This window comes from Nocardia sp. CC201C (genome assembly GCF_030010695.1).
Taxonomy (GTDB): domain Bacteria; phylum Actinomycetota; class Actinomycetes; order Mycobacteriales; family Mycobacteriaceae; genus Nocardia; species Nocardia otitidiscaviarum.
On the sequence record NZ_JASCXP010000118.1, the window covers coordinates 1 to 17,714 of the forward strand.

18 protein-coding genes and 1 pseudogene are annotated in these 17,714 nt (G+C 69.8%); 6 read left to right on the plus strand and 13 right to left on the minus strand.

All coding sequences use genetic code 11. The features are described 5' to 3' along the window. Positions 1 to 1,569, minus strand: a 1,569-nt coding sequence (locus tag QK444_RS14760) for a phosphatidylglycerol lysyltransferase domain-containing protein (RefSeq protein ID WP_282780727.1), incomplete at its 3' end; no start/stop codon positions are given. Positions 1,570 to 1,806: 237 nt separating this feature from the next. On the opposite strand from QK444_RS14760, the gene QK444_RS14765 reads away from it, so the two are divergent. Beyond that, on the plus strand, positions 1,807 to 2,028 hold the full coding sequence (locus tag QK444_RS14765; protein WP_039808223.1) for an RNA-binding S4 domain-containing protein: 222 nt from the start codon (positions 1,807 to 1,809) through the stop codon (positions 2,026 to 2,028). A gap of 152 nt (positions 2,029 to 2,180) precedes the next feature. Here the strand turns inward: QK444_RS14765 and rraA are convergent, their stop codons facing one another. The 7 genes from rraA to QK444_RS14800 all read right to left on the minus strand — a co-directional run bounded on the left by rraA (position 2,181) and on the right by QK444_RS14800 (position 7,106). Continuing rightward, on the minus strand, positions 2,181 to 2,681 hold the full coding sequence (gene rraA, locus QK444_RS14770) for a ribonuclease E activity regulator RraA (protein WP_282780702.1): 501 nt from the start codon (positions 2,679 to 2,681) through the stop codon (positions 2,181 to 2,183). A gap of 100 nt (positions 2,682 to 2,781) precedes the next feature. Continuing rightward, positions 2,782 to 3,243 (minus strand): SRPBCC family protein, encoded by a 462-nt coding sequence (locus QK444_RS14775; protein ID WP_039808229.1) that lies wholly within the window; start codon positions 3,241 to 3,243, stop codon positions 2,782 to 2,784. Between the two features lie 59 nt (positions 3,244 to 3,302). Then, positions 3,303 to 4,253, minus strand: a complete 951-nt coding sequence (locus tag QK444_RS14780; protein ID WP_282780704.1) for a CopD family protein — start codon at positions 4,251 to 4,253, stop codon at positions 3,303 to 3,305. Next, positions 4,250 to 4,783 carry a copper resistance CopC family protein gene (locus tag QK444_RS14785; protein WP_282780706.1) on the minus strand — a complete coding sequence of 178 codons (534 nt, stop codon included), beginning with the start codon at positions 4,781 to 4,783 and terminating at the stop codon, positions 4,250 to 4,252. Before QK444_RS14785 ends, QK444_RS14780 begins: the two co-directional genes overlap by 4 nt. Further along, on the minus strand, positions 4,780 to 5,427 hold the full coding sequence (locus QK444_RS14790) for a YcnI family protein (RefSeq protein WP_282780708.1): 648 nt from the start codon (positions 5,425 to 5,427) through the stop codon (positions 4,780 to 4,782). The genes QK444_RS14785 and QK444_RS14790 overlap by 4 nt, the downstream gene beginning before the upstream one ends. Before the next feature lie 281 nt (positions 5,428 to 5,708). Next, complete coding sequence (locus QK444_RS14795; RefSeq protein WP_282780710.1) at positions 5,709 to 6,200, minus strand: hypothetical protein; 492 nt, start codon at positions 6,198 to 6,200, stop codon at positions 5,709 to 5,711. A gap of 267 nt (positions 6,201 to 6,467) precedes the next feature. Continuing rightward, on the minus strand, positions 6,468 to 7,106 hold the full coding sequence (locus QK444_RS14800; protein WP_282780712.1) for a DUF6474 family protein: 639 nt from the start codon (positions 7,104 to 7,106) through the stop codon (positions 6,468 to 6,470). 323 nt (positions 7,107 to 7,429) lie between these two features. On the opposite strand from QK444_RS14800, the gene QK444_RS14805 reads away from it, so the two are divergent. From QK444_RS14805 to QK444_RS14815, 3 genes are all read left to right on the plus strand, one after another. After that, on the plus strand, positions 7,430 to 9,394 hold the full coding sequence (locus tag QK444_RS14805) for a TM0106 family RecB-like putative nuclease (protein ID WP_282780715.1): 1,965 nt from the start codon (positions 7,430 to 7,432) through the stop codon (positions 9,392 to 9,394). Beyond that, positions 9,391 to 11,355, plus strand: a complete 1,965-nt coding sequence (gene htpG, locus QK444_RS14810; protein WP_282780717.1) for a molecular chaperone HtpG — start codon at positions 9,391 to 9,393, stop codon at positions 11,353 to 11,355. The genes QK444_RS14805 and htpG overlap by 4 nt, the downstream gene beginning before the upstream one ends. 304 nt (positions 11,356 to 11,659) lie before the next feature. Continuing rightward, the gene (locus tag QK444_RS14815) at positions 11,660 to 11,860 is read left to right on the plus strand and encodes a cold shock domain-containing protein (protein ID WP_029930487.1); all 201 of its coding nucleotides are present in this window, start codon (positions 11,660 to 11,662) and stop codon (positions 11,858 to 11,860) included. A 176-nt stretch (positions 11,861 to 12,036) separates the two neighbouring features. Here QK444_RS14815 and QK444_RS14820 read toward each other — a convergent pair whose 3' ends face one another. Continuing rightward, positions 12,037 to 12,804, minus strand: coding sequence for an SDR family NAD(P)-dependent oxidoreductase (locus QK444_RS14820; RefSeq protein WP_282780718.1), 768 nt, complete (start codon positions 12,802 to 12,804; stop codon positions 12,037 to 12,039). 143 nt (positions 12,805 to 12,947) lie between these two features. On the opposite strand from QK444_RS14820, the gene QK444_RS14825 reads away from it, so the two are divergent. Together QK444_RS14825 and QK444_RS14830 are read left to right on the plus strand one after the other, a co-directional pair. After that, positions 12,948 to 13,877 (plus strand): SDR family NAD(P)-dependent oxidoreductase, encoded by a 930-nt coding sequence (locus tag QK444_RS14825; protein WP_282780719.1) that lies wholly within the window; start codon positions 12,948 to 12,950, stop codon positions 13,875 to 13,877. A gap of 95 nt (positions 13,878 to 13,972) precedes the next feature. Beyond that, positions 13,973 to 14,089 (plus strand): annotated as a pseudogene (locus tag QK444_RS14830) (helix-turn-helix domain-containing protein); the annotation flags it as partial. 273 nt (positions 14,090 to 14,362) lie between these two features. Here QK444_RS14830 and QK444_RS14835 read toward each other — a convergent pair. The 4 genes from QK444_RS14835 to QK444_RS14850 form a co-directional block, all read right to left on the minus strand. Then, a complete protein-coding gene (locus tag QK444_RS14835) occupies positions 14,363 to 15,166 on the minus strand; it encodes a TMEM165/GDT1 family protein (protein ID WP_282780721.1) in 804 nt (267 codons plus the stop codon). Between the two features lie 293 nt (positions 15,167 to 15,459). Then, a complete protein-coding gene (locus QK444_RS14840; RefSeq protein WP_029930482.1) occupies positions 15,460 to 15,987 on the minus strand; it encodes a hypothetical protein in 528 nt (175 codons plus the stop codon). Between the two features lie 161 nt (positions 15,988 to 16,148). Further along, the gene (locus tag QK444_RS14845) at positions 16,149 to 16,913 is read right to left on the minus strand and encodes a glycerophosphodiester phosphodiesterase (protein ID WP_282780723.1); all 765 of its coding nucleotides are present in this window, start codon (positions 16,911 to 16,913) and stop codon (positions 16,149 to 16,151) included. Continuing rightward, the coding region (locus tag QK444_RS14850) for a DUF4328 domain-containing protein (protein WP_282780725.1) at positions 16,910 to 17,714 on the minus strand (805 nt) is incomplete at its 5' end. The genes QK444_RS14850 and QK444_RS14845, both read right to left, overlap by 4 nt.

Sequence of the window (17,714 nt, forward strand, 5' to 3'; positions counted from 1 at the left end):
GGGCTGGTACTTCACATTCGACCGGTACAGCGCCTCCAGCTGCCACCAGCGCGAGAAGAACATGAGGATCGAACGCCACAGGCGCAGTACGGGTCCCGCGCCGATCCGCCCGCCCTCCTCGAACACCGCGCGGAAGACCGCGAAGTTGAGCGAGATCCGGGTGATGCCGTACTGGTCGGAGTTCAGCGCCAGCTGCGAGATCATCAGCTCCATGATCCCGTTGGGGCCCATGGGGTCCCGGCGCATGAGATCCAGGGAGACGCCGGTGCGGCCCCACGGCACCAGCGACAGCATGCCCAGCACCCGGGGTTCGTCGTTCGGGCCGGTGCAGCTGGCGGGGTCGATCGCCTCCACCAGCAGGCAGTTCCCGTCGAGCGGGTCGCCGAGGCGGCCCAGCGCCATGGAGAAGCCGCGCTCGGTCTCGGTATCGCGCCAGGCGTCGGCGCGGGCGATCACCCGCCGCATCTCCTCCGGAGGCACTTCGGCGTGCCGGCGCACCCGCACCACCACGCCCTGTTTGCGCAGTCGATTGGCGGCCTGGCGCACCTGCTTCAGTTCCGGTCCGGCCAGCGAGAAGCTCCGGGTCTCCAGAATCGCCTCGTCACCCAGCCGCAGTGCCGACAGTCCGGCGCGCCCGTAGGCGGTGGCGCCGGCCTCACTGGCACCCATGACCGCGGGGGCCCAACCGTATTCGTCGCACATGCGCAGCCAGGCGTCGATGGCGTGCGGCCACGCCTCCCGCAAGCCGATGGGATCGCCGGAGGCCAGACACACCCCGAGCTCCACCCGGAAGGTGAGCGCCGCCTTGCCGCTGGGCGCGAACACCACCGACTTGTCGCGGCGGGTGGCGAAGTAGCCGAGCGAATCCGCCACGTCGGAGCGCTCCAGCAGTCCGCGCAGCGCCGACTCGTCGATACCGGTGAGCGCGTTGGCCGCGCGTTGCGACCGGAACAGCACCACCGCGGCCGCCACCACCGCCGCCGCGCCGAACAGGCCGAGCAGCAGGTTCACGAAGTGCGGCGGATGCCCGTCGAAGTTCTCGTTGCTCACCAGGATGGCCGCGGTCACCCGGGAGACCGCCCACGCCGGTCGCTGGATGCCGCCGGGCAGGCTGCCCGGGAACAGTTCCACCAGTCCCCAGCCGATGAGGCAGCCCGCGGCCAGTCCGCCGCCGAGCACGGCGAGCGCCTTCCACACCGCGCCGGGACGCACCCGGGTGTAGAACTCCGGCCAGGCGGCGACGAGCATCCCGATCGCGCCCAGATGCACGATGAGGGCGACCAGGGCGTGATAGTCGCGCACGGCGGCGAATTCGATGCCGTTGGCCAGCGCGTACAGGGCGAGGTAGCCGACCAGCACCCACCAGGCGATGCGTTTGCGGCTGGCGGTCGCGCCCGCCAGCAGGCCGACCATGAGCGCCCACATGAGGCTGGTGTCGGGGGCGTCGAAGTAGTAGTCGTCGAGGTAGTGCCGCAGTCCGGAGGTGAGGTAGCGCAGGGCGGGGGAGATGCTCCACAGCGCACAGCACACGGCGAAGACACCCAGTACGAGACCGGCGAGGTGCGGCACCTCGCCGAAGCGCCCGTGTCCCCGGTGCGGAACCTCCGGTGACCGCGCCTCCGGTCTGTGCTCGGAGTCGTGGTGGTGCCGGTCCTGCGTCGAAGTCACCGCACCAGTGTGTCTGGTGCGACGGCACATTGTGGAGAAGCCACCGGGTACGTGTCTCGGCACCGGGGAACCGCGGCCTACCGGCCGGTCGCGAGGTCGCGTTTTGGCGCGGGAGCGTCGGCGGGTGAGGATGTACCCATGTCGGATCCTGTCGATGTGCCGATCGCGGACGAAGTCATTCGACTCGGCCAATTCCTCAAATTGGCGAACCTCATCGATTCCGGTTCGGAGGCCAAGACCGTGATCGCCCAGGGCCTGGTGCGCGTCAACGACGAGGTGGAGACGCGTCGCGGCCGACAGCTGCAAGCGGGCGACGTGGTCACGCTCGCGGGCCACAAGGCCCGTGTCGCGGCGGACTGAGCCTTACGCGCGTCTCCCGCACCCGTGACAACTGGTCTCGGGAGGCGAGGGTAACTCGGGGGTACGGCCGAAATCGGTTCGGCACACGGCCGCCGGCACGCGTGTATGACGGCCGACGGCTCAGCTGTGCGCTGAAGTCCCGGAGAGGCGGGCTAGCTCTCGGCGCGCACGACGACGCCGTCGTGGTCGCTGTAGAGCATGTCGCCCGGCACGAAGGTGACGCCGCCGAACTCGACCGGCACGTCCTTCTCCCCGGAGCCGGTCTGGGTGCTCTTGCGCGGATTGGTGCCCAGCGCCTTGATGCCGATGTCGAGGGTGCGCAGGATGGTCGAGTCGCGGACCGCGCCGTTGACGACCACACCGGCCCAGCCGTTGTCCACGCCGCGTCCGGCGATGATGTCGCCGACCAGGGCGGTGTGCACGCTCGCGCCGCCGTCGACGACCAGCACCCGGCCCGCGCCGGGTTCGCCGAGGGTCTGCTTGACCAGCAGATTGTCCTGGAAGCAGCGGATGGTCACGATGCGACCGGAGAAGGTCTCCCGGCCGCCGAACTGAATGAACTGGGTGTCGCAGCTGCGGATCTCCGGGCCGATCTCATCGGCCAGGTCGGCGGTGGCGACGGGGTTCGCGGAAGTATTGGCTGAATCGGTCACGGGGTTCATCTTCCCCTGTGGTTACCGATGAGTATTCGCGGCCCCTCGGGGCGGCGGGCATACCGGGGTCGGCGTCGTCGGCGACCGTCCGGATGCGTGATCAGGCGTTGGCGTCGCTGCGGTGGTAGGCGGCGATCTGGGTGGTCAGGTGGTGCGTGGAGCTCTTCACGGCCATCTTCACGAACGGCTCGATGGTCTTGCCCAGCAGTTTGCCCGCGATACCGCCCGGCACCCGGTAGTCGACGATGGCGTCGACGGTGCAGGCGTGCTCGCCCTTGGCGTGGAACAGGAAGGTGGACTCGATCTCGAAGCCCTTGATGGACTTCACGCCGATGGCGAAATTCTCTTCGTGGCGGACGATCTCGATGGTCGAGTGCAGGGTGACGGGGCCGAGTTGAATGGTGCCGTCGAAGGTCGCGCCGACGCCCTCGGTCTGTTCGGTGAGCGGGGTGAACGCGCTGATCTCGGTGATGAACTTCGGGAGATTGCGGTAGTCGTTCACGTAGGCGAACGCGGATTCGGCCGAGGCCGCGCAGTCTGCGATGATCTTGACTTCGGTCATGCGCTCGACTGTAACGTGTTCTAGTTTTGGTCGGCGGGTCGGGTGTGTCACACCAGGTCTCACGCGGTGACGGCGAGTGTAGCAGCGAGTCCGAAAACGACCGCGATGGCGACCGTCTCCAGCACCGCGCGCCGCAGCGACGACTCGGCCGTCATGCGGTGATCGGCGGCCACCGGCACCCAGCGCCTGCGCCACCACCAGCCCAGCGCGATCAGCGCCGCCAGCAGTACGGTCTTGGCCAGCAGAATGCGACCGTAGCCGGTGGTCACCAGCGCCGCCGGACCGCCCATCCGCACCAGACCGTTCACCAGGCCGGTCAGTCCCACCACGCCCACCAGCGGTAGCGCCCACGCCGAATAGCGGGGCAGCAACACCGCCCACTCGCCGCGGGTCCGCACCACCAGCGCCAGCGCCAGCAGCAGCCCGAACCAGGCCGCCGCCGCCAGCGCGTGCACGGCGGCCAGCACCGAACCGAACGCCTGCTGTGACATATGTCCCGTGATCGGCCGCAGCGCGAGGGTCACCGCCGTGAACACCAGCACCAGATCGGGGGTGGCCCGCTCCGGCAGCCGGAAACCGAAGGCGCTGTAGGCCGCCACCGCACCGCTGCCGAGCAGGATGGCGATGCCGATCTGGCCGCCGCTCACATCGGTGAGGAAACCGCCGAACTGCCGCGCGCCCAGCTCACCCACCGAGACACCCAGCACCTCGGCGGCTTCGAAGGCGAGCATGGCGAATTCCAGGGCCGCCCACACCCCCGCCGCGATGGCGAGCACGCGCCACGGGATGTCGAGCCGGTCGTGCAGGCGGGGGAGTGCGGCCAGGCCGAGCACCGCCGCGCCCGCGCAGTCCGCCAGTGCCCGGGTCGGGGCCTCCGGCTGCACCGGGTCGGCCCCGGCCAGCATCCACGCCAGCAGTGCGCCCAGCAGGCCCGCGGGGACGACCAGCAGCAGCCAACGTCGGATGCCGCCGGTCCCCCCACGGCGATCGGTGCGGTCGGACCGGCTCACGAACGTCGCTTACCCCGACCACCGAGCAGCGCGAAGGCGAGGCCGCCGCCGAACAGCACCACCGCGCCCACGATGAAGATCCACAGCGGGAAGCCGCCGCCGTCGCCGTCCTCGCCCGCCTTGGCATTCGCCTTCGGGCCGGGGGTGCCGGTGCCCTCCTGGGTGAGCGTGAAGCTGATCTTGCCGCTCACCGGGTGGCCGTCGGCCGAGGTGACCCGGTAGGCGATCTTGTACTCGCCGACCGGACCCAGTTCGCCGACCGCCACGCTGATGCTGCGGCCCGCCACCGTCGGCTCGCCCTTCGACCACAGATTGCCGTCCGGACCGGTCACGGTCATGGACGGGAAACTGGTCTGCAGATCCTCGTTGAAGGTGACCGTGGCCCGCTCCGGCCCGGTCGCGATCTCCGCCCCGGCGGCCGGGTCGCTGCCCACCACCGATGAATGCGCACTCGCGGTGCCCGCGCCCAGCAGGGCCATACCGCTCACCAGCAGGCCGGTGACCACACCGGCGATCACACGTCGCATCATGACCGGCGGCTCCGCAGGACCGCGCCCAGACCCAGGGCCGAACCCAGCGCGCCCAGCGCCAGGCCGATGCCGCCGAGCCAGCGGGCGGTGGTGTCGGTGTCGGTCTCCGCGGCGGCGGAGTCGCCGACGGTGTGGCCGTGCCCGTCGCCGTCGCCCGCCGCGAGAGTCAGTGTCGGAGCGGGATGTTCGGGCTCCGCACTCCCGGTCTCCGGCTGATCCCAGCGCACGACCGTGCCGTCGCTGTAGGTCTGGGCGGCGGCGAAGCTCACGGTCTCGGTCTCGGGGAGCCGCCCGAGGGAGATGACGAATCGCTGGAACTGGCCGGGACCCACACCCGGATTGCCCGGCTCGGCGGTCCAGGTGACCGAGGTCGCCTCACCCTGCGCATTGCGGTCGACCTTCGCGGCCCACCCCGGCAGCGGCTCGGTGCGGGCGCTCTTCAGATTCGGCAGGGTGACAACGAGTTCGGTGGTGGACGCGGTATCGGATTCGGTCGGCACCCGGAAGGTGGCGACCGTGTACCCGCCCTGCTGCGCGCCGGGCGCGTCCACGGTGACATGGGCGAAGGCGGTACCCGCGCCCAAGAGCGTGAGGCTCGCGGCCGCGACGGCCGTGCCGAGCGCACGCGATAGCGATGTGTGCATAGGTGGATGGCTTTCTCTGACAAGGGGTTCGGTGGGTGCCGGTGTCGTCGGCCCAACAGGTGTTGTCGGCCCAACGCGGCAGTGGTGTTGTCGGCCCAGCGGCAGTGGTGCGCTCAGCCGGTGTGCGTCAGCCGCTACGACGACCATCGCGCCGGTCGGCCCGCGACCGATGTCGAACGCCCCGTGCGGCGTAGTGCCTCGGTGCGATGCGTGACCCGGTACACGTCGGCAGTGCGACAGCCCGTGTGCGTCGGCGGTGCCGACCCTCGGTGCGGCTGCGGTCAGCGACAGCCCGGAACGGGCGGTGCGCGGGGGCCGATCGCACCGACAGCCAGCGCGTGCCGCACCGCTCCCGCCACAGTCGGCCACCGGCTCACCTCACCGCCCGTCGCCGGCACCGCAGGGCGGGTGGTCGCCGCCCGGACCGCCTGGGAGACAAGCCCGTACAGCCGCTCGACCACCGCCAGCAGCACCGCGCAGCACCCGGCCGCCAGCACATGGGCCGTGATCATCCACCGGTCGGCCACCGCACCCGCACCGTGGGTGTGCCCGGACAGCGCCGACAGCGCGCCGTGGCAGGCCAGCTGCCCGGCGAGCAGCCAGCCGAGCAGCGCCATCCGGGATCGCGTCGATACCGCCGCCGACACCCCGGCCGCACCGGAGATCAGCAACAGCAGCGTTACCCCGGCCGACTCGGGAATGTCGGCCCCGGCCGCGCCGTGCGCGGCAATGGCCAGCGCCGCGACCGTGACCCCTACCAGGAACCCGCGCACGCGGCGCGATTCATGCTGTCGTGCAGGTGATTCCGCACCGCGCACGGTGACCGGTCGCCGCCGCCGGGCCAGGCCCGGCGTGGGGCGAGTTGCCGCCGTCGTCAGGAGCGCGCGTCGCCCGTCGGAACGGTGGGCCGACAGGCGGGGCCGATCCGCCGCCGCTGCCCGGTCGTGGTGTCGGCCCTCGGGATTGCGCGACCGCACGGTTCCGCCGGGCGTGTCGCCTCGGCGGTCGGTGCGGCCACGGTCTGGCATCGAACAGCCGGGTCAGCGCACGCCGAGGCGGGCGAGTACGTCCGACTCGACGCCCGACAGTTCATTGGAGATGGAGGCGTGCACGGCGCGGCGGCGCTGGACCGGCATCTGGTCGGCGGTGCGCACGGCGGCGCTCAGGCTGTCCAGGCGGTCGCGGGTGGCGGTGGCGAACTTCTTGGTGTCCACATCGGCGTCCTTGGACTCCAATTCGCCGATCGTGGTCTCCACATTGGCGATGCGCGCGCGCAGTTTCGCACCCGGTCCGGAGAATTCGCTGAGCTGATCCAGGCCGATGCCCAGCTGTTGCGCCCGGCGGTTGTCGATCTGGCCGCGCACGAAGGTCGCGCCGCGGTACGCCAGCGGGGCCAGCACCGGCACCAGGATCCGCGCCACGCCGAGGTACTTGCGCACCTGCGCCGCGCTGAACAGCTCCCGCTCGGCCCGCGCCGCCACCTTGAGCGCCGCCTTCTCCTCCGCCTCGAGCGCCTTGATCTGCGCCTTGGCCACCTTCTCCTGGGTGCGGATCTCGGCCCGGTTGCGCTTGCGCTCGTTCTTGGCCCCGAGCTTGGCCTCGATCGCCGCCTTGTGCTTGAGGGCCTTCGCCTCCGCTCGGCGGCTGACCCGCTTCTTGCGCTTGGTGAACAACCCCATAGAACGGCCTCCGTCACGCTGGTTCGCCATGGCGGCACAGGCCGGGGAATTCGCCCGTCCGCCCATGTCACACGGTTTGCCGCCCACAGTAGCGGGTCCACACCCGCGACCGTGACCGTGATGCCCGTTTACCGGCGCGCGGCACGACCTGATCGGCGGAAGCCCCGCGTTCCATACCCTGTCCCGCGTCCGTCCGCCCGGCGTGGAGAGGGGCGGCGGCTGGCGGGGGCCGCTGCCGTCCTCGACGCGAGCGGGGAAGGCGGGTGGTCCGTGGCTTTCCCGGGCTTCCTCCCGCGTCCGCCGGGCCGGAGAGGGGCGGGCGGATGGGGGTGTCGGGGGCTCACGCCATACTGCTATGCGTGGATTCGGGCATTGGCGACCGGCTGGGTCGCGACAGACACGGCGCTGCCGACGATCGGCGACCGGCCGATACGGCGGCCGTCGGGTCCGAGTCGACGGCCGAGTTCCGTACCGAGCGAGTGTCTTTCATCGACGCGCGGGCGCTGATCGGCTGCCGTCACCGGCTGCATCTGGACGCCCTGCATCCGGGGGCGATGTCGGGCGTGGCCGAGGACGCCGGGGTGAAGCAGCGGCGGGAGGCGGCGCAGGCGCATCGGGAGAATGTGCGCGACACGCTCATCGCGGCCGATCCGAACCGCTGGGTGGTGATCGACCCGACCCGCTCGGCCGCGCAGCGCGCCGAGGCCACCATGGCGGCCTGCGCGGCGGGCGTCGACCGCATCTGGGGCGCGCTACTGCCGCAGGAACCCGACACCGGGCGGCGCGGCGGCTGCGAAATCCTGTGGCGGGACGCCGATCGCGGCGGCTACATCCCGATCATCGTGGTGAACCACAAGGTCACCGATCCGCGCCAACCCGACCCGGCCGACTACCACCCCACCACCAGCGACCTGTACCGCTGGAATCCGCGGCCGGACAAGCACGTCCGCACCCGCCCGCAGCAGCGCGACCAGCAGCGGCTGGCCCACCTCTACCGCATGTTGCAGCGCCACGGCTACGCCAGCCCCGCCCTGGTCGGCGGTGCCATCGGCTATCACTTCGACCGCATCCTGGTGCACGACCTGGGCCCGATTCTCGACGACTACGACCAGCGCTACGCCGATCGGGTCGCCGTGGTGCGGGGAGAGCTGCCGACCATTCCGTCGAAGGTGCCCGAGTGCCGCCAGTGCCCGTGGTGGACCCGCACCGCCCCGACGGCCCTGGGGCAGCGTGCCGCCGCGGCCGCCGACGACACCAGAACCGCCGACTACACCGCAACGGCCGACGACACCGCAACCGCCGACGACACCACGGCCCGCGCCGAATCCGCGCCCGTCAACGGCGCGGCGATCACGCCCGCGACGGTCCCGGTAACCTCCGCCGAGACCGCCGACCCGGTCGCCGTGGACGCCCTCGCCGGCGCGTGCGAGAAGTGGCTGATCGCCCACCGCGACATCAGCCTGGTCGCCCCCGGCTCGCGCGCCGAGGTGCTGCGCCGCCACGGCGTCGACACCATCGACGATCTGGCCGGATGGACCGGCGACGATCCGGACGACTGGCAGTACGAGCCGTTCACCGAGACCGTGGTCACCGCCCGCGCCTGGGCCACCGGCGCACCCCTGGTCCGCCGCGTCGACCGGGTCACGGTGCGGCGCGCGGACGTCGAGGTGGACGTGGACCTGGAGAGCTTCCAGGAGCACGGGGCCTACCTGTGGGGCACCCTGCTCGACGGCGTCTACCGTCCCTTCGTCACCTGGGATCCGCTACCCACCCCGGACGAGGGCCGGTCCTTCGCCGAGTTCTGGAACTGGCTGATGGGCATCCGCGCCGAGGCGAAGGCCAGCGGGAAAACCTTTGCCGCCTACTGCTATTCCCGCACCGCCGAGGACAAGTGGCTCTACGAGTCGGCCCGCCGCTTCGCCGGGCAGCCGGGGGTGCCCACCGAGAAGCAGATCCAGCAGTTCGTCGACGGGCCGGACTGGGTGGACATGTTCCAGGCCGTCTCCGAGCAGTTCATCTGCCCGAACGGCAAGGGCCTCAAGAAGATCGCCCCCGTCGCCGGATTCGCGTGGCGTGATCCGGAGGCCGGTGGGGAGGCGTCCATGAGCTGGTATCGCCTGGCCGTCGGCTACGAGGGCGATCCGGACCTGTCCCAGCGCACCCGCATCCTCGAGTACAACGAGGACGATGTGCTGGCCACGAAGATCCTGCGGGACTGGATGACCGATCGCGCGGATGCCGAGGTTCCCGCCATCGCCGATTTCGCGCGTCGTACCATCACGACGTGACCGATCACGTCGAACAACTGGAGTTTCAGGCCGAGACGCATCAGCTCCTGGAGCTGATGATCCACTCGGTCTATTCGAACAAGGACACCTTCCTGCGGGAACTGATCTCGAATTCCTCCGACGCTCTCGACAAGCTGAGGCTCGAGTCGTTCCGGGACAAGGATCTGACCGCCGACACTTCCGATCTGCACATCGAACTCGAGGTGGACCGGGACAACCGGGTGCTGACCGTGCGCGACAACGGCATCGGCATGTCCCGCGCCGAGGTCGTGGATCTGATCGGCACTCTCGCCAAGTCCGGCACGGCGGAGCTGCGCAAGCAGCTGCTGGAGGCCAAGAAGTCGCAGACCGAGGCGGAGGAGCTGATCGGCCAGTTCGGCATCGGCTTCTACTCGACCTTTATGGTGGCCGACAAGGTCACCCTCACCACCCGCAAGGCGGGCGAGACCGGCGGCACCCGCTGGGAGTCGAACGCGGGCAGCTCCACCTACACCATCGAGGAGCTGGACGAGGCCCCGCAGGGCACCACGGTGCAGCTGCACCTCAAGCCCGCCGACGAGGACGATCACCTCTTCGATTACACGCAGGAGTGGAAGCTCCGCGAGATCGTCCGCAAGTACTCGGACTTCATCGCCTGGCCCATCCGCATGGATGTCAAGCGCACCGTCACCGAGGGTGAGGGCGAGGAGAAGACCGAGAAGGAGATCACCGAAACCCAGACGCTGAACTCCCAGAAGGCCCTGTGGACCCGCCCCAGGAGCGAGGTGTCCGAGGAGGAGTACAAGGAGTTCTACAAGCACGTCTCGCACGCCTGGGACGATCCGCTCGAGATCATCCCCATGAAGGCCGAGGGCACCTTCGAATACCAGGCGCTGCTGTTCGTTCCGTCGCACGCGCCGTTCGACCTGTTCGCGCGGGAGCACAAGCGCGGCGTGCAGCTGTATGTGCGGCGGGTGTTCATCATGGACAACTGCGAAGAGCTGATGCCGGAGTATCTGCGCTTCGTCAAGGGTGTGGTGGACGCGCAGGATCTGTCGCTGAACGTCTCGCGCGAGATCCTGCAGCAGGACCGGCAGATCCGGGCCATCCGCAAGCGGCTGGTCAAGAAGGTGCTGTCCACGGTCAAGGACATGAAGGCCGCCGGGCAGGCCGAGGACGGGGACGCCTCGAAGTACGAGACCTTCTGGAAGGAATTCGGCCGGGTCGTCAAGGAGGGTCTGCTCTCCGACACCGACAACCGCGAGACCATCCTGAGCATCGCCTCGTTCGCCTCCACCCACTCCGAGACCGAGCCCACCTCGCTGGCGGAGTACGTGGAGCGCATGAAGGACGGCCAGTCCGCGATCTACTACCTGACCGGCGAGTCCCGCCAGCAGATCGAGAACTCCCCGCATATGGAGGCGTTCCGGGCCAAGGGCATCGAGGTGCTGGTGCTCACCGATCCGGTGGACGAGATGTGGGTCGGCGCGGTGCCGGAGTTCGACGGCAAGCCGTTCCAGTCCATCGCCAAGGGTGAGGTGGATCTGGAGACCGAGGAGGAGAAGAAGGAATCCGAGGCCCTGCGCGAACAGCAGGAGAAGGATTTCGCCGAGGTGCTGAAGTGGCTGGGGGAGACCCTGGCCGAGGAGGTCAAGGAGGTGCGCCTGACCAACCGGCTCACCACCTCGCCCGCCTGCGTCGTGGGTGATGTGTTCGACTTCACCCCGATGCTGGAGCGCATGTACCGCGCTTCCGGGCAGGACCTGCCGCACACCAAGCGCATTCTGGAGCTGAACCCGGCGCATCCGTTGGTGACCGGTCTGCGCGATGCCTTCGCGCAGCGTTCGGCGGAGGAGAGTTCGGATCTGGCCGAGACCGCCGAACTGCTGTACGGCACCGCGGTGCTCGCCGAGGGCGGTGAGTTGAAGGATCCGGCGCAGTTCGCCCGCATCCTGGCCGAACGGCTCACCCGCACCGTCTGATCTGGAGGGAGTGTCCGCGGGGGCGGGCACTCCCACCAGAAACAACATCAGTGGTCGGTTATGCGTACCCGATCAAGATTGTGACCATCGACATGTTTAGGCGATTTCGGGAACTCGCCTTCGTAGCGTACGTTGTACTTCTTGGTCGTTGGTTTTTCGTGTTCATGCTTGACACATGCTCGCGCGGAACATTGTGCGGGCGTCGCTTCTCTTGGCATCCAAGTAGCAAGTCGCCGTCTGAATCGACCCGGTCGCCGTGACCGCGGCGACCGTTATATAAGAAACACCCTGTCAGGAGAAGGTAATGGTTCAGGGCACCGTCAAGTGGTTCAACGCGGAGAAGGGCTACGGCTTCATCTCGCGCGAGGGTGGCCCCGACGTTTTCGTCCACTACTCGGAGATCGAAGGCACCGGCTACCGCGGCCTCGAAGAGGGCGAGCAGGTCTCGTTCGAGATCACCGAGGGCAAGAAGGGCCCGCAGGCCTCCGCTGTGCGCAAGCACTGAGACATATAGCGCTTAGATAGGCTTAGAATATTCGAGCTAGCCAGTTCGAAGACCAAGGCCCGCACCGAATCTCGGTGCGGGCCTTGTGGTTTTCCGCTCGGCCCGGGGCCGGGGGCAGCGCCGCCGGTCTACCTTTCCGTCGGGGGTGTGGGGGGCGAAGCCCCCACGACCCAGCGTCAGCGCGGAGCCATGCGCAGCGCGCCGTCCATGCGGAAGGTCTCGCCGTTCAGGTAGTCGTGCTCGGCGATGTACTGCGCCAGCTGCGCGTACTCGTCGGGACGGCCCAGCCGCGACGGGAAGGGGACGCCCGCCTCCAGACCCTTGCGGTACTCCTCGGTGACACCGGCGAGCATCGGGGTGTCGATGATGCCGGGCGCGATGGTGTTCACGCGAATGCCGAACTGCGCCAGGTCGCGGGCGGCCGGAATGGTCATACCGGCCACGCCGCCCTTGGATGCGGAGTAGGCGATCTGCCCGATCTGGCCCTCGAACGCCGCCACCGAGGCGGTGTTGATGACGACGCCGCGCTGGCCGTACTCGTCGACCGGGTCGGTCTTGGCCATGGCCTCGGCGGCCAGGCGCATGACATTGAAGGAGCCGAGCAGGTTCACGGTGATGACCGTGCGGAACAGCTCCAGATCGTGCGGTCCGTTCTTGGACAGGATGCGGCCCGCCCAGCCCACACCGGCGCAGTTGACGACGATGCGCAGCGGCACACCGGACTCGACGACCTTGGCGACCGCGGCGGTCACCTCGTCACCGCTGGTGACATCGGTCGGGATCAGGGTGACACCGGCGGGCACGCTGTCCCCGGCGCGCTCGATCGACTGCGGCAGGTCGAACCCGAAAACGGTGGCGCCCAGGTCGGCGAAGCGCTTGGCGGTCGCGGCGCCCAGACCGGACGCGCCTCCGGTGACAATTGCGGCGGAGCCCGAAATCTCCACGGTGATTGGTCCTCTCCAACGGTGGACGGCCTCTCGCTGGCCTTCCGTCAATAGCACGATAACGGTGGGCCGCAGCGCCGCTGCGACGGGTCCGGACGTCTAGTTTGCGAACACTGCTGTTCGTTGAGTGCTACCGTCATCCCATGAAAGCCCGCTCGGCCCGTTGGCTACGCCGCTTCGGTTCGCCTCCCGATATCGAAGGACGACGGATTCTGGTTACCGGCGCGGCGCGCGGGATCGGAGCCGCCCTCGCCCGGCAGCTGCACGCGCACGGCGCCCGGGTGGCCCTGCTCGGCATCGAGCAGGACCTGCTGGCGCAGGTGGCCGCCGACTGCGGGGACGCGCCGTGGCGCTACTGCGATGTCGGCGATCCGACCCAGGTCGAGCGGGTGATCACCTCCCTGGTGAGCGAACTCGGCGGACTGGACGCCGTGGTCGCCAATGCCGGTATCGCCCGGCAGCTGCCGCTCATCGGCGGCGATCCGGCGGTATTGGAGGAGACGCTCACCGTCAATGTGCTCGGCGTCTACTACACGCTGCGCGCGGCCGGACCGCATATCGCCCACGCGGGCGGCTACGCGCTGCTGGTGTCCTCGCTGGCGGCGGCCATCCACCTACCCCTGGCGGGGGCGTACAGCGCCTCCAAGGCCGCCGTCGACGCGCTCGGCAACACGCTGCGAATCGAATTGCGGCACACCGGAGCTCGGGTCGGCATCGCCTACTTCGCCGAACTCGACACCGAGATGACCGGGCGTGGCTTCGGCACCGAGGCCGCGCACGCCATCCTGGGCCGCGACACCGTCTCGAACGTGGCCCCGCTCGGCCCGGCCATCGACGGTCTGGAACGCGCGCTGGCACGCCGATCGCGGCGGGTCGTGTCACCCTATTGGGTGGGCCCGCTGCTGTGGTTCCGCGGCATCGGGCAGTGGGCCGTGGATACGACGCTGCGGTCGGGTGTCGCCTCCGGCGTGGAGATCGCCCGCACCGAGGTGGCGCCCTACACGACCGACCAGCCCGCCCGCCCGCGCCGACTGCGGCGGCCCGCCCGAACACGCACGACGGAGAGCGTATGACCGACTCGGCAGTCACCGCCCGCCTGCCCCGCGGCCGCCACGGCCTGCCCCGGGAGACCGTGGTGCGCGCCCAGCGCGACCGCATCCTGCTCGCGATGGCCGAGGCGATGGCCGAGAACGGCTATGTCGGCACACCGGTCGCGGCCATCATCAAACGCGCCGGGGTCTCCCGGGAAACCTTCTACGAGCAGTTCCGCTCCAAGGAGGACTGCTTCGAGGCCGCCTTCGAACGCGCGGTGGAACTGCTGCTCGCCGGCATCCTCGACGCCACCGGCCGCAGCCCCGACGGGGAGACCCAGCGGCAGCGGCTGGAGCGGCTGCTCACCTCCTACCTGGACGGACTGTCCGCGCACCCCGCCTATGCCCGACTGTTCCTGGTCGAGGTCTACGCCGTCGGCAGCGAGGCCATCCACCGCCGCACCAGCCTGCAGGAGACCTTCGTCGCCATCGTCGGCGACGTGCTGGGCGCGGAAACCGAACAGCAGCTATTCGCCTGCCAGACCCTGGTGGCGGCCCTGAGTTCCATGGTCACCGCGTGTATCGCCACCGACGACATCGAGGGACTGCACGACCTGCGGGAGCCCATGCTCGACCTGGTCGCCCGCAGCGGGGACCTGTTCGGGACGCCGCTGGCGCAGGATCAGCAGCACGAGCCCGGCCAGGACGGGTAGTACGGCGGCGGCGAGCGCGGTGGCCGCGGGACCCAGCCGCGTCACGGTGCCCAGTAGCGTCAGCCCGCCGAAGTAGAGGAACAGCAGGCCGGAACAGGTGGCGATGGCACGTTCGGGAATATGCCTGCCCACGGTGACGCCGACGGCGATGGCCAGCGCGCCCGCCGCCACCATGCCGACGAACGAGCCGATCCACACCGCCAGCCAGCCCCGGTCGGTGGCCAGCGCCATGGTCGCGAACATGGTGCGGTCGCCGAGTTCGGCCAACATGAACGCGGACAGCACCACGAAGAACGCCGAGCGCGAGGTGGGCCGGGTGGTCGCCGTGCCGGGGTCGTCGGCGGCCGGTGCGGGCAGCACGTCGCGCAGCGTCCACAGGCCCACGGCCAGGAAGATGACGGCGGCGAGCAGCGAGATCAGCTCGGTCGGCAGCGCCGTGCCGAGGAAGTGGCCCACCCCGACGGCCATGAGGTTCACGGCCACGCTCGCGGTGGCGATCGCGCTCAGCACCACCCACCAGCGGTAGCGCAGCGCGAAGGTCAGCGCCATGAGTTGCGATTTGTCGCCCAGTTCGGCGAGGAACAGTGCGCCGAAACTCAGCAACACGGTGGTGATCATCGTTCAGGCTCCCAGGGCTCCGGCCTGTCGGCTGAACGACACAGAGCCCTTCAGCCGACACCGCACCGGCAATTCGGATCGGTTGTCATCGGCCGAAGGTCTCGCCCACCGGAAATCCGGTTCCCGCAGCCGGATCCGCCACGGGACCAGTATGTCGACTGCGCGATTGGGGGCTACTCCCCTTCGCTGTCGGCCACTCTACCCCGGCAAACCGCCCGCCGCCAACCCGACGTAATCGAAATCGCAATGCGCGCAATAAGTTTGGGAGTCCTGCGCGGTGGTTTCGGGAACCCTCACGCGGCCAGCAGCATGGCCAGAACCGCAGTGTCGGGGTCGCTGATCGGATCGACGCCCACACGCGAAACCATGGAGGTCACCACGCCGTCGCAATCGGTCTCCACCCAGGCCGCGCGATGTTCCAGCCCCAGATGCGGCACCCCCGGCAGCAGCACGCAGCCCGATGCCGCGCCCGCCAGTTCGGGCAGCGACGGCCGCGTCTCGCGCGGCGGATGCAGCATGAGCAAGGCCGATGGCACATGCTCGGCAAACCGTCCCGGCTGCAATGCCTCGTCGCCGAGCACCGGCCCCTCGGCCAGCACCAGCCCCACCGTGCCGGGCTCCGGATCGTCGGGCAGATCGTCCCGGGTCCCGAACACCGTCGTGGTCGGCAGCAGCCCCGGCAGGCTGGCCACCCGCACGGCCAACACCAGCAGTTGCGCCCACTCCTTGGTGGAATCCGGCCACCGCCCGGAGATCAGGAATCCCCGCAGCGCTCCGCGCGCCTGGAACGGCGTCACGCCGATATGGTCGTTCGTATTCATCTCTGCCTCCCGAGACCCGAAATCGGGGCGGCCCTGCCCGTCCTACCTGTAGGGATACCCAGGTTGCCCGGAACTCAACTGGCACACAAGTACCAGAGATTGCTAGCAGACGGGCACGCCGGCGGGTAACCGGCGGCACGGACCGTCGCGGCGCGGCCGAACTAGACCGTCAGCAGGCCCTTGGTGCGGCCCGGATGATTGGTCGCGACCCAGCTGACGCCCAGGTCGGCGCAGAGCTGGACGTCGTCGGCGTCGTCGACGGTCCAGCAGTAGGTGGCGCGGCCCGCCGCGGCGGCCTTGTCCACCAGGTCGGGGTGTTCGCGCAGGGTGCGCACCGAGGGGCCGACGGCCGTCGCGCCCACCGTGGTGGCCGCGCCGCCGGAGAGGTAGAGCGACGACTCACCGAGCAGCACCGTCGGGAGCAGCGGCGCGGCGCGGCGGATGCGCCAGACGGCGGTCGCGGCGAAGGACATGACCACGGCGCGGGAATGGTCCGCGGAGGCGGGGGTGGCGATGCCGTAGCGCTGCAATTCGTTCAACAGCGTGGTCTCCACCAGCGCGCCGTACCGGACCGGATGCTTGGTCTCGATGAAGAGTTTGGTGGGGCGGCTCTTCCAGTCCAGCACCAGCTCGATGAGCTGGGCGAGGGTGAGCACGGCGGCGGGCTCGCCGTCCGTCCCGAAGTCGAGGGCCTCGAGTTCGGCGAGGGTCATCTCGCTGACCGCGCCGGTGCCGGAGGAGGTGCGGTCGACGGTGCGGTCGTGCACGCACACCAGCTGGCCGTCCTTGGTCAGTCGCACATCGCATTCGACGCCGTCGGCGCCCTCCTGGAGTGCGAGTTCGTATGCGGCGAGGGTGTGTTCGGGTTTCGCCGCCGATGCGCCCCGATGCGCGACCACGAACGGCGCACGACTGTCCCGGCTCACTTCGCCAATACCTCCTCATGCTCGAATTCCGGCGAACCGTCCGGGTTTTGGGGCTCACCGGCCGGTGCACTCACGGTGGCCTCATCATTCCCGACGGCGGCGCGCGCCGCGCGTTCGGCGGAACCGCCCGGCCGCACCGGCTCGATGACGGGTTCGGCCGGAGCCGTCGCCACGGTCCAGCGGTGCCCGGCGCGCGGGCGTCCGAGCACATCCAGCCCCTCGCAGCCGCGCAGCACCCAGAGCGTCAGCACGGCCACGCCCGCGGCGACCAGGTCGGTGACGGCGGTCCACAGCACGCCGTCGGCCTCGGCCTGCAGCGAATCCGGCAGCCGCCACAACAGCGCGCCGAACACCATGAGGGCGTTGCCGATCCAGACGCCCCACCAGATCCGGACGGCCCGCAGCAGCCGCGGATCCGCGCGCCGCCGCGCCACCTCGGTGAGGAAGACGCCGGGCCACAGCAGATTCGCGACCGGGACCAGACAGCCCAGGGCCAGCATGAGCGACGACCGTGGATCCCGTTGCCCGGCCTCGGCGTATGCGGCGCGCCGGAGATCGGCGAGCCGTCCGACCACCGCGACCGCGCTGACCAGCGCCAGCAGCAGGGCGGCCAGGGCGGTGGTGTAGACGAGCGCGTCGGAGAGCGCCAGCAGCCACGGTTCGATGAGCCGGGTGCGATTGCGCAGCAGGATGCCGTAGCGGCCCAGTTCGGCGAGTCCGGCGGCGAGGAACACACCGGCGGTCACGGTCAACAGCAGTGGTACCCGGGCGGCGAGCCGGTCCCATCGCCCGGCCGGGGCG

Bases quoted from the DNA above. Each gene is read 5' to 3' on its own strand.
- QK444_RS14765 (WP_039808223.1), top strand. From the start codon at position 1,807: ATGTCGGATCCTGTCGATGTGCCGATCGCGGACGAAGTCATTCGACTC.
- QK444_RS14775 (WP_039808229.1), bottom strand. From the start codon at position 3,243: ATGACCGAAGTCAAGATCATCGCAGACTGCGCGGCCTCGGCCGAATCC.
- QK444_RS14785 (WP_282780706.1), bottom strand. From the start codon at position 4,783: ATGATGCGACGTGTGATCGCCGGTGTGGTCACCGGCCTGCTGGTGAGC.
- QK444_RS14790 (WP_282780708.1), bottom strand. From the start codon at position 5,427: ATGCACACATCGCTATCGCGTGCGCTCGGCACGGCCGTCGCGGCCGCG.
- QK444_RS14800 (WP_282780712.1), bottom strand. From the start codon at position 7,106: ATGGGGTTGTTCACCAAGCGCAAGAAGCGGGTCAGCCGCCGAGCGGAG.
- QK444_RS14805 (WP_282780715.1), top strand. From the start codon at position 7,430: ATGGGGGTGTCGGGGGCTCACGCCATACTGCTATGCGTGGATTCGGGC.
- QK444_RS14815 (WP_029930487.1), top strand. From the start codon at position 11,660: ATGGTTCAGGGCACCGTCAAGTGGTTCAACGCGGAGAAGGGCTACGGC.
- QK444_RS14825 (WP_282780719.1), top strand. From the start codon at position 12,948: ATGAAAGCCCGCTCGGCCCGTTGGCTACGCCGCTTCGGTTCGCCTCCC.
- QK444_RS14835 (WP_282780721.1), bottom strand. From the start codon at position 15,166: ATGATCACCACCGTGTTGCTGAGTTTCGGCGCACTGTTCCTCGCCGAA.
- QK444_RS14840 (WP_029930482.1), bottom strand. From the start codon at position 15,987: ATGAATACGAACGACCATATCGGCGTGACGCCGTTCCAGGCGCGCGGA.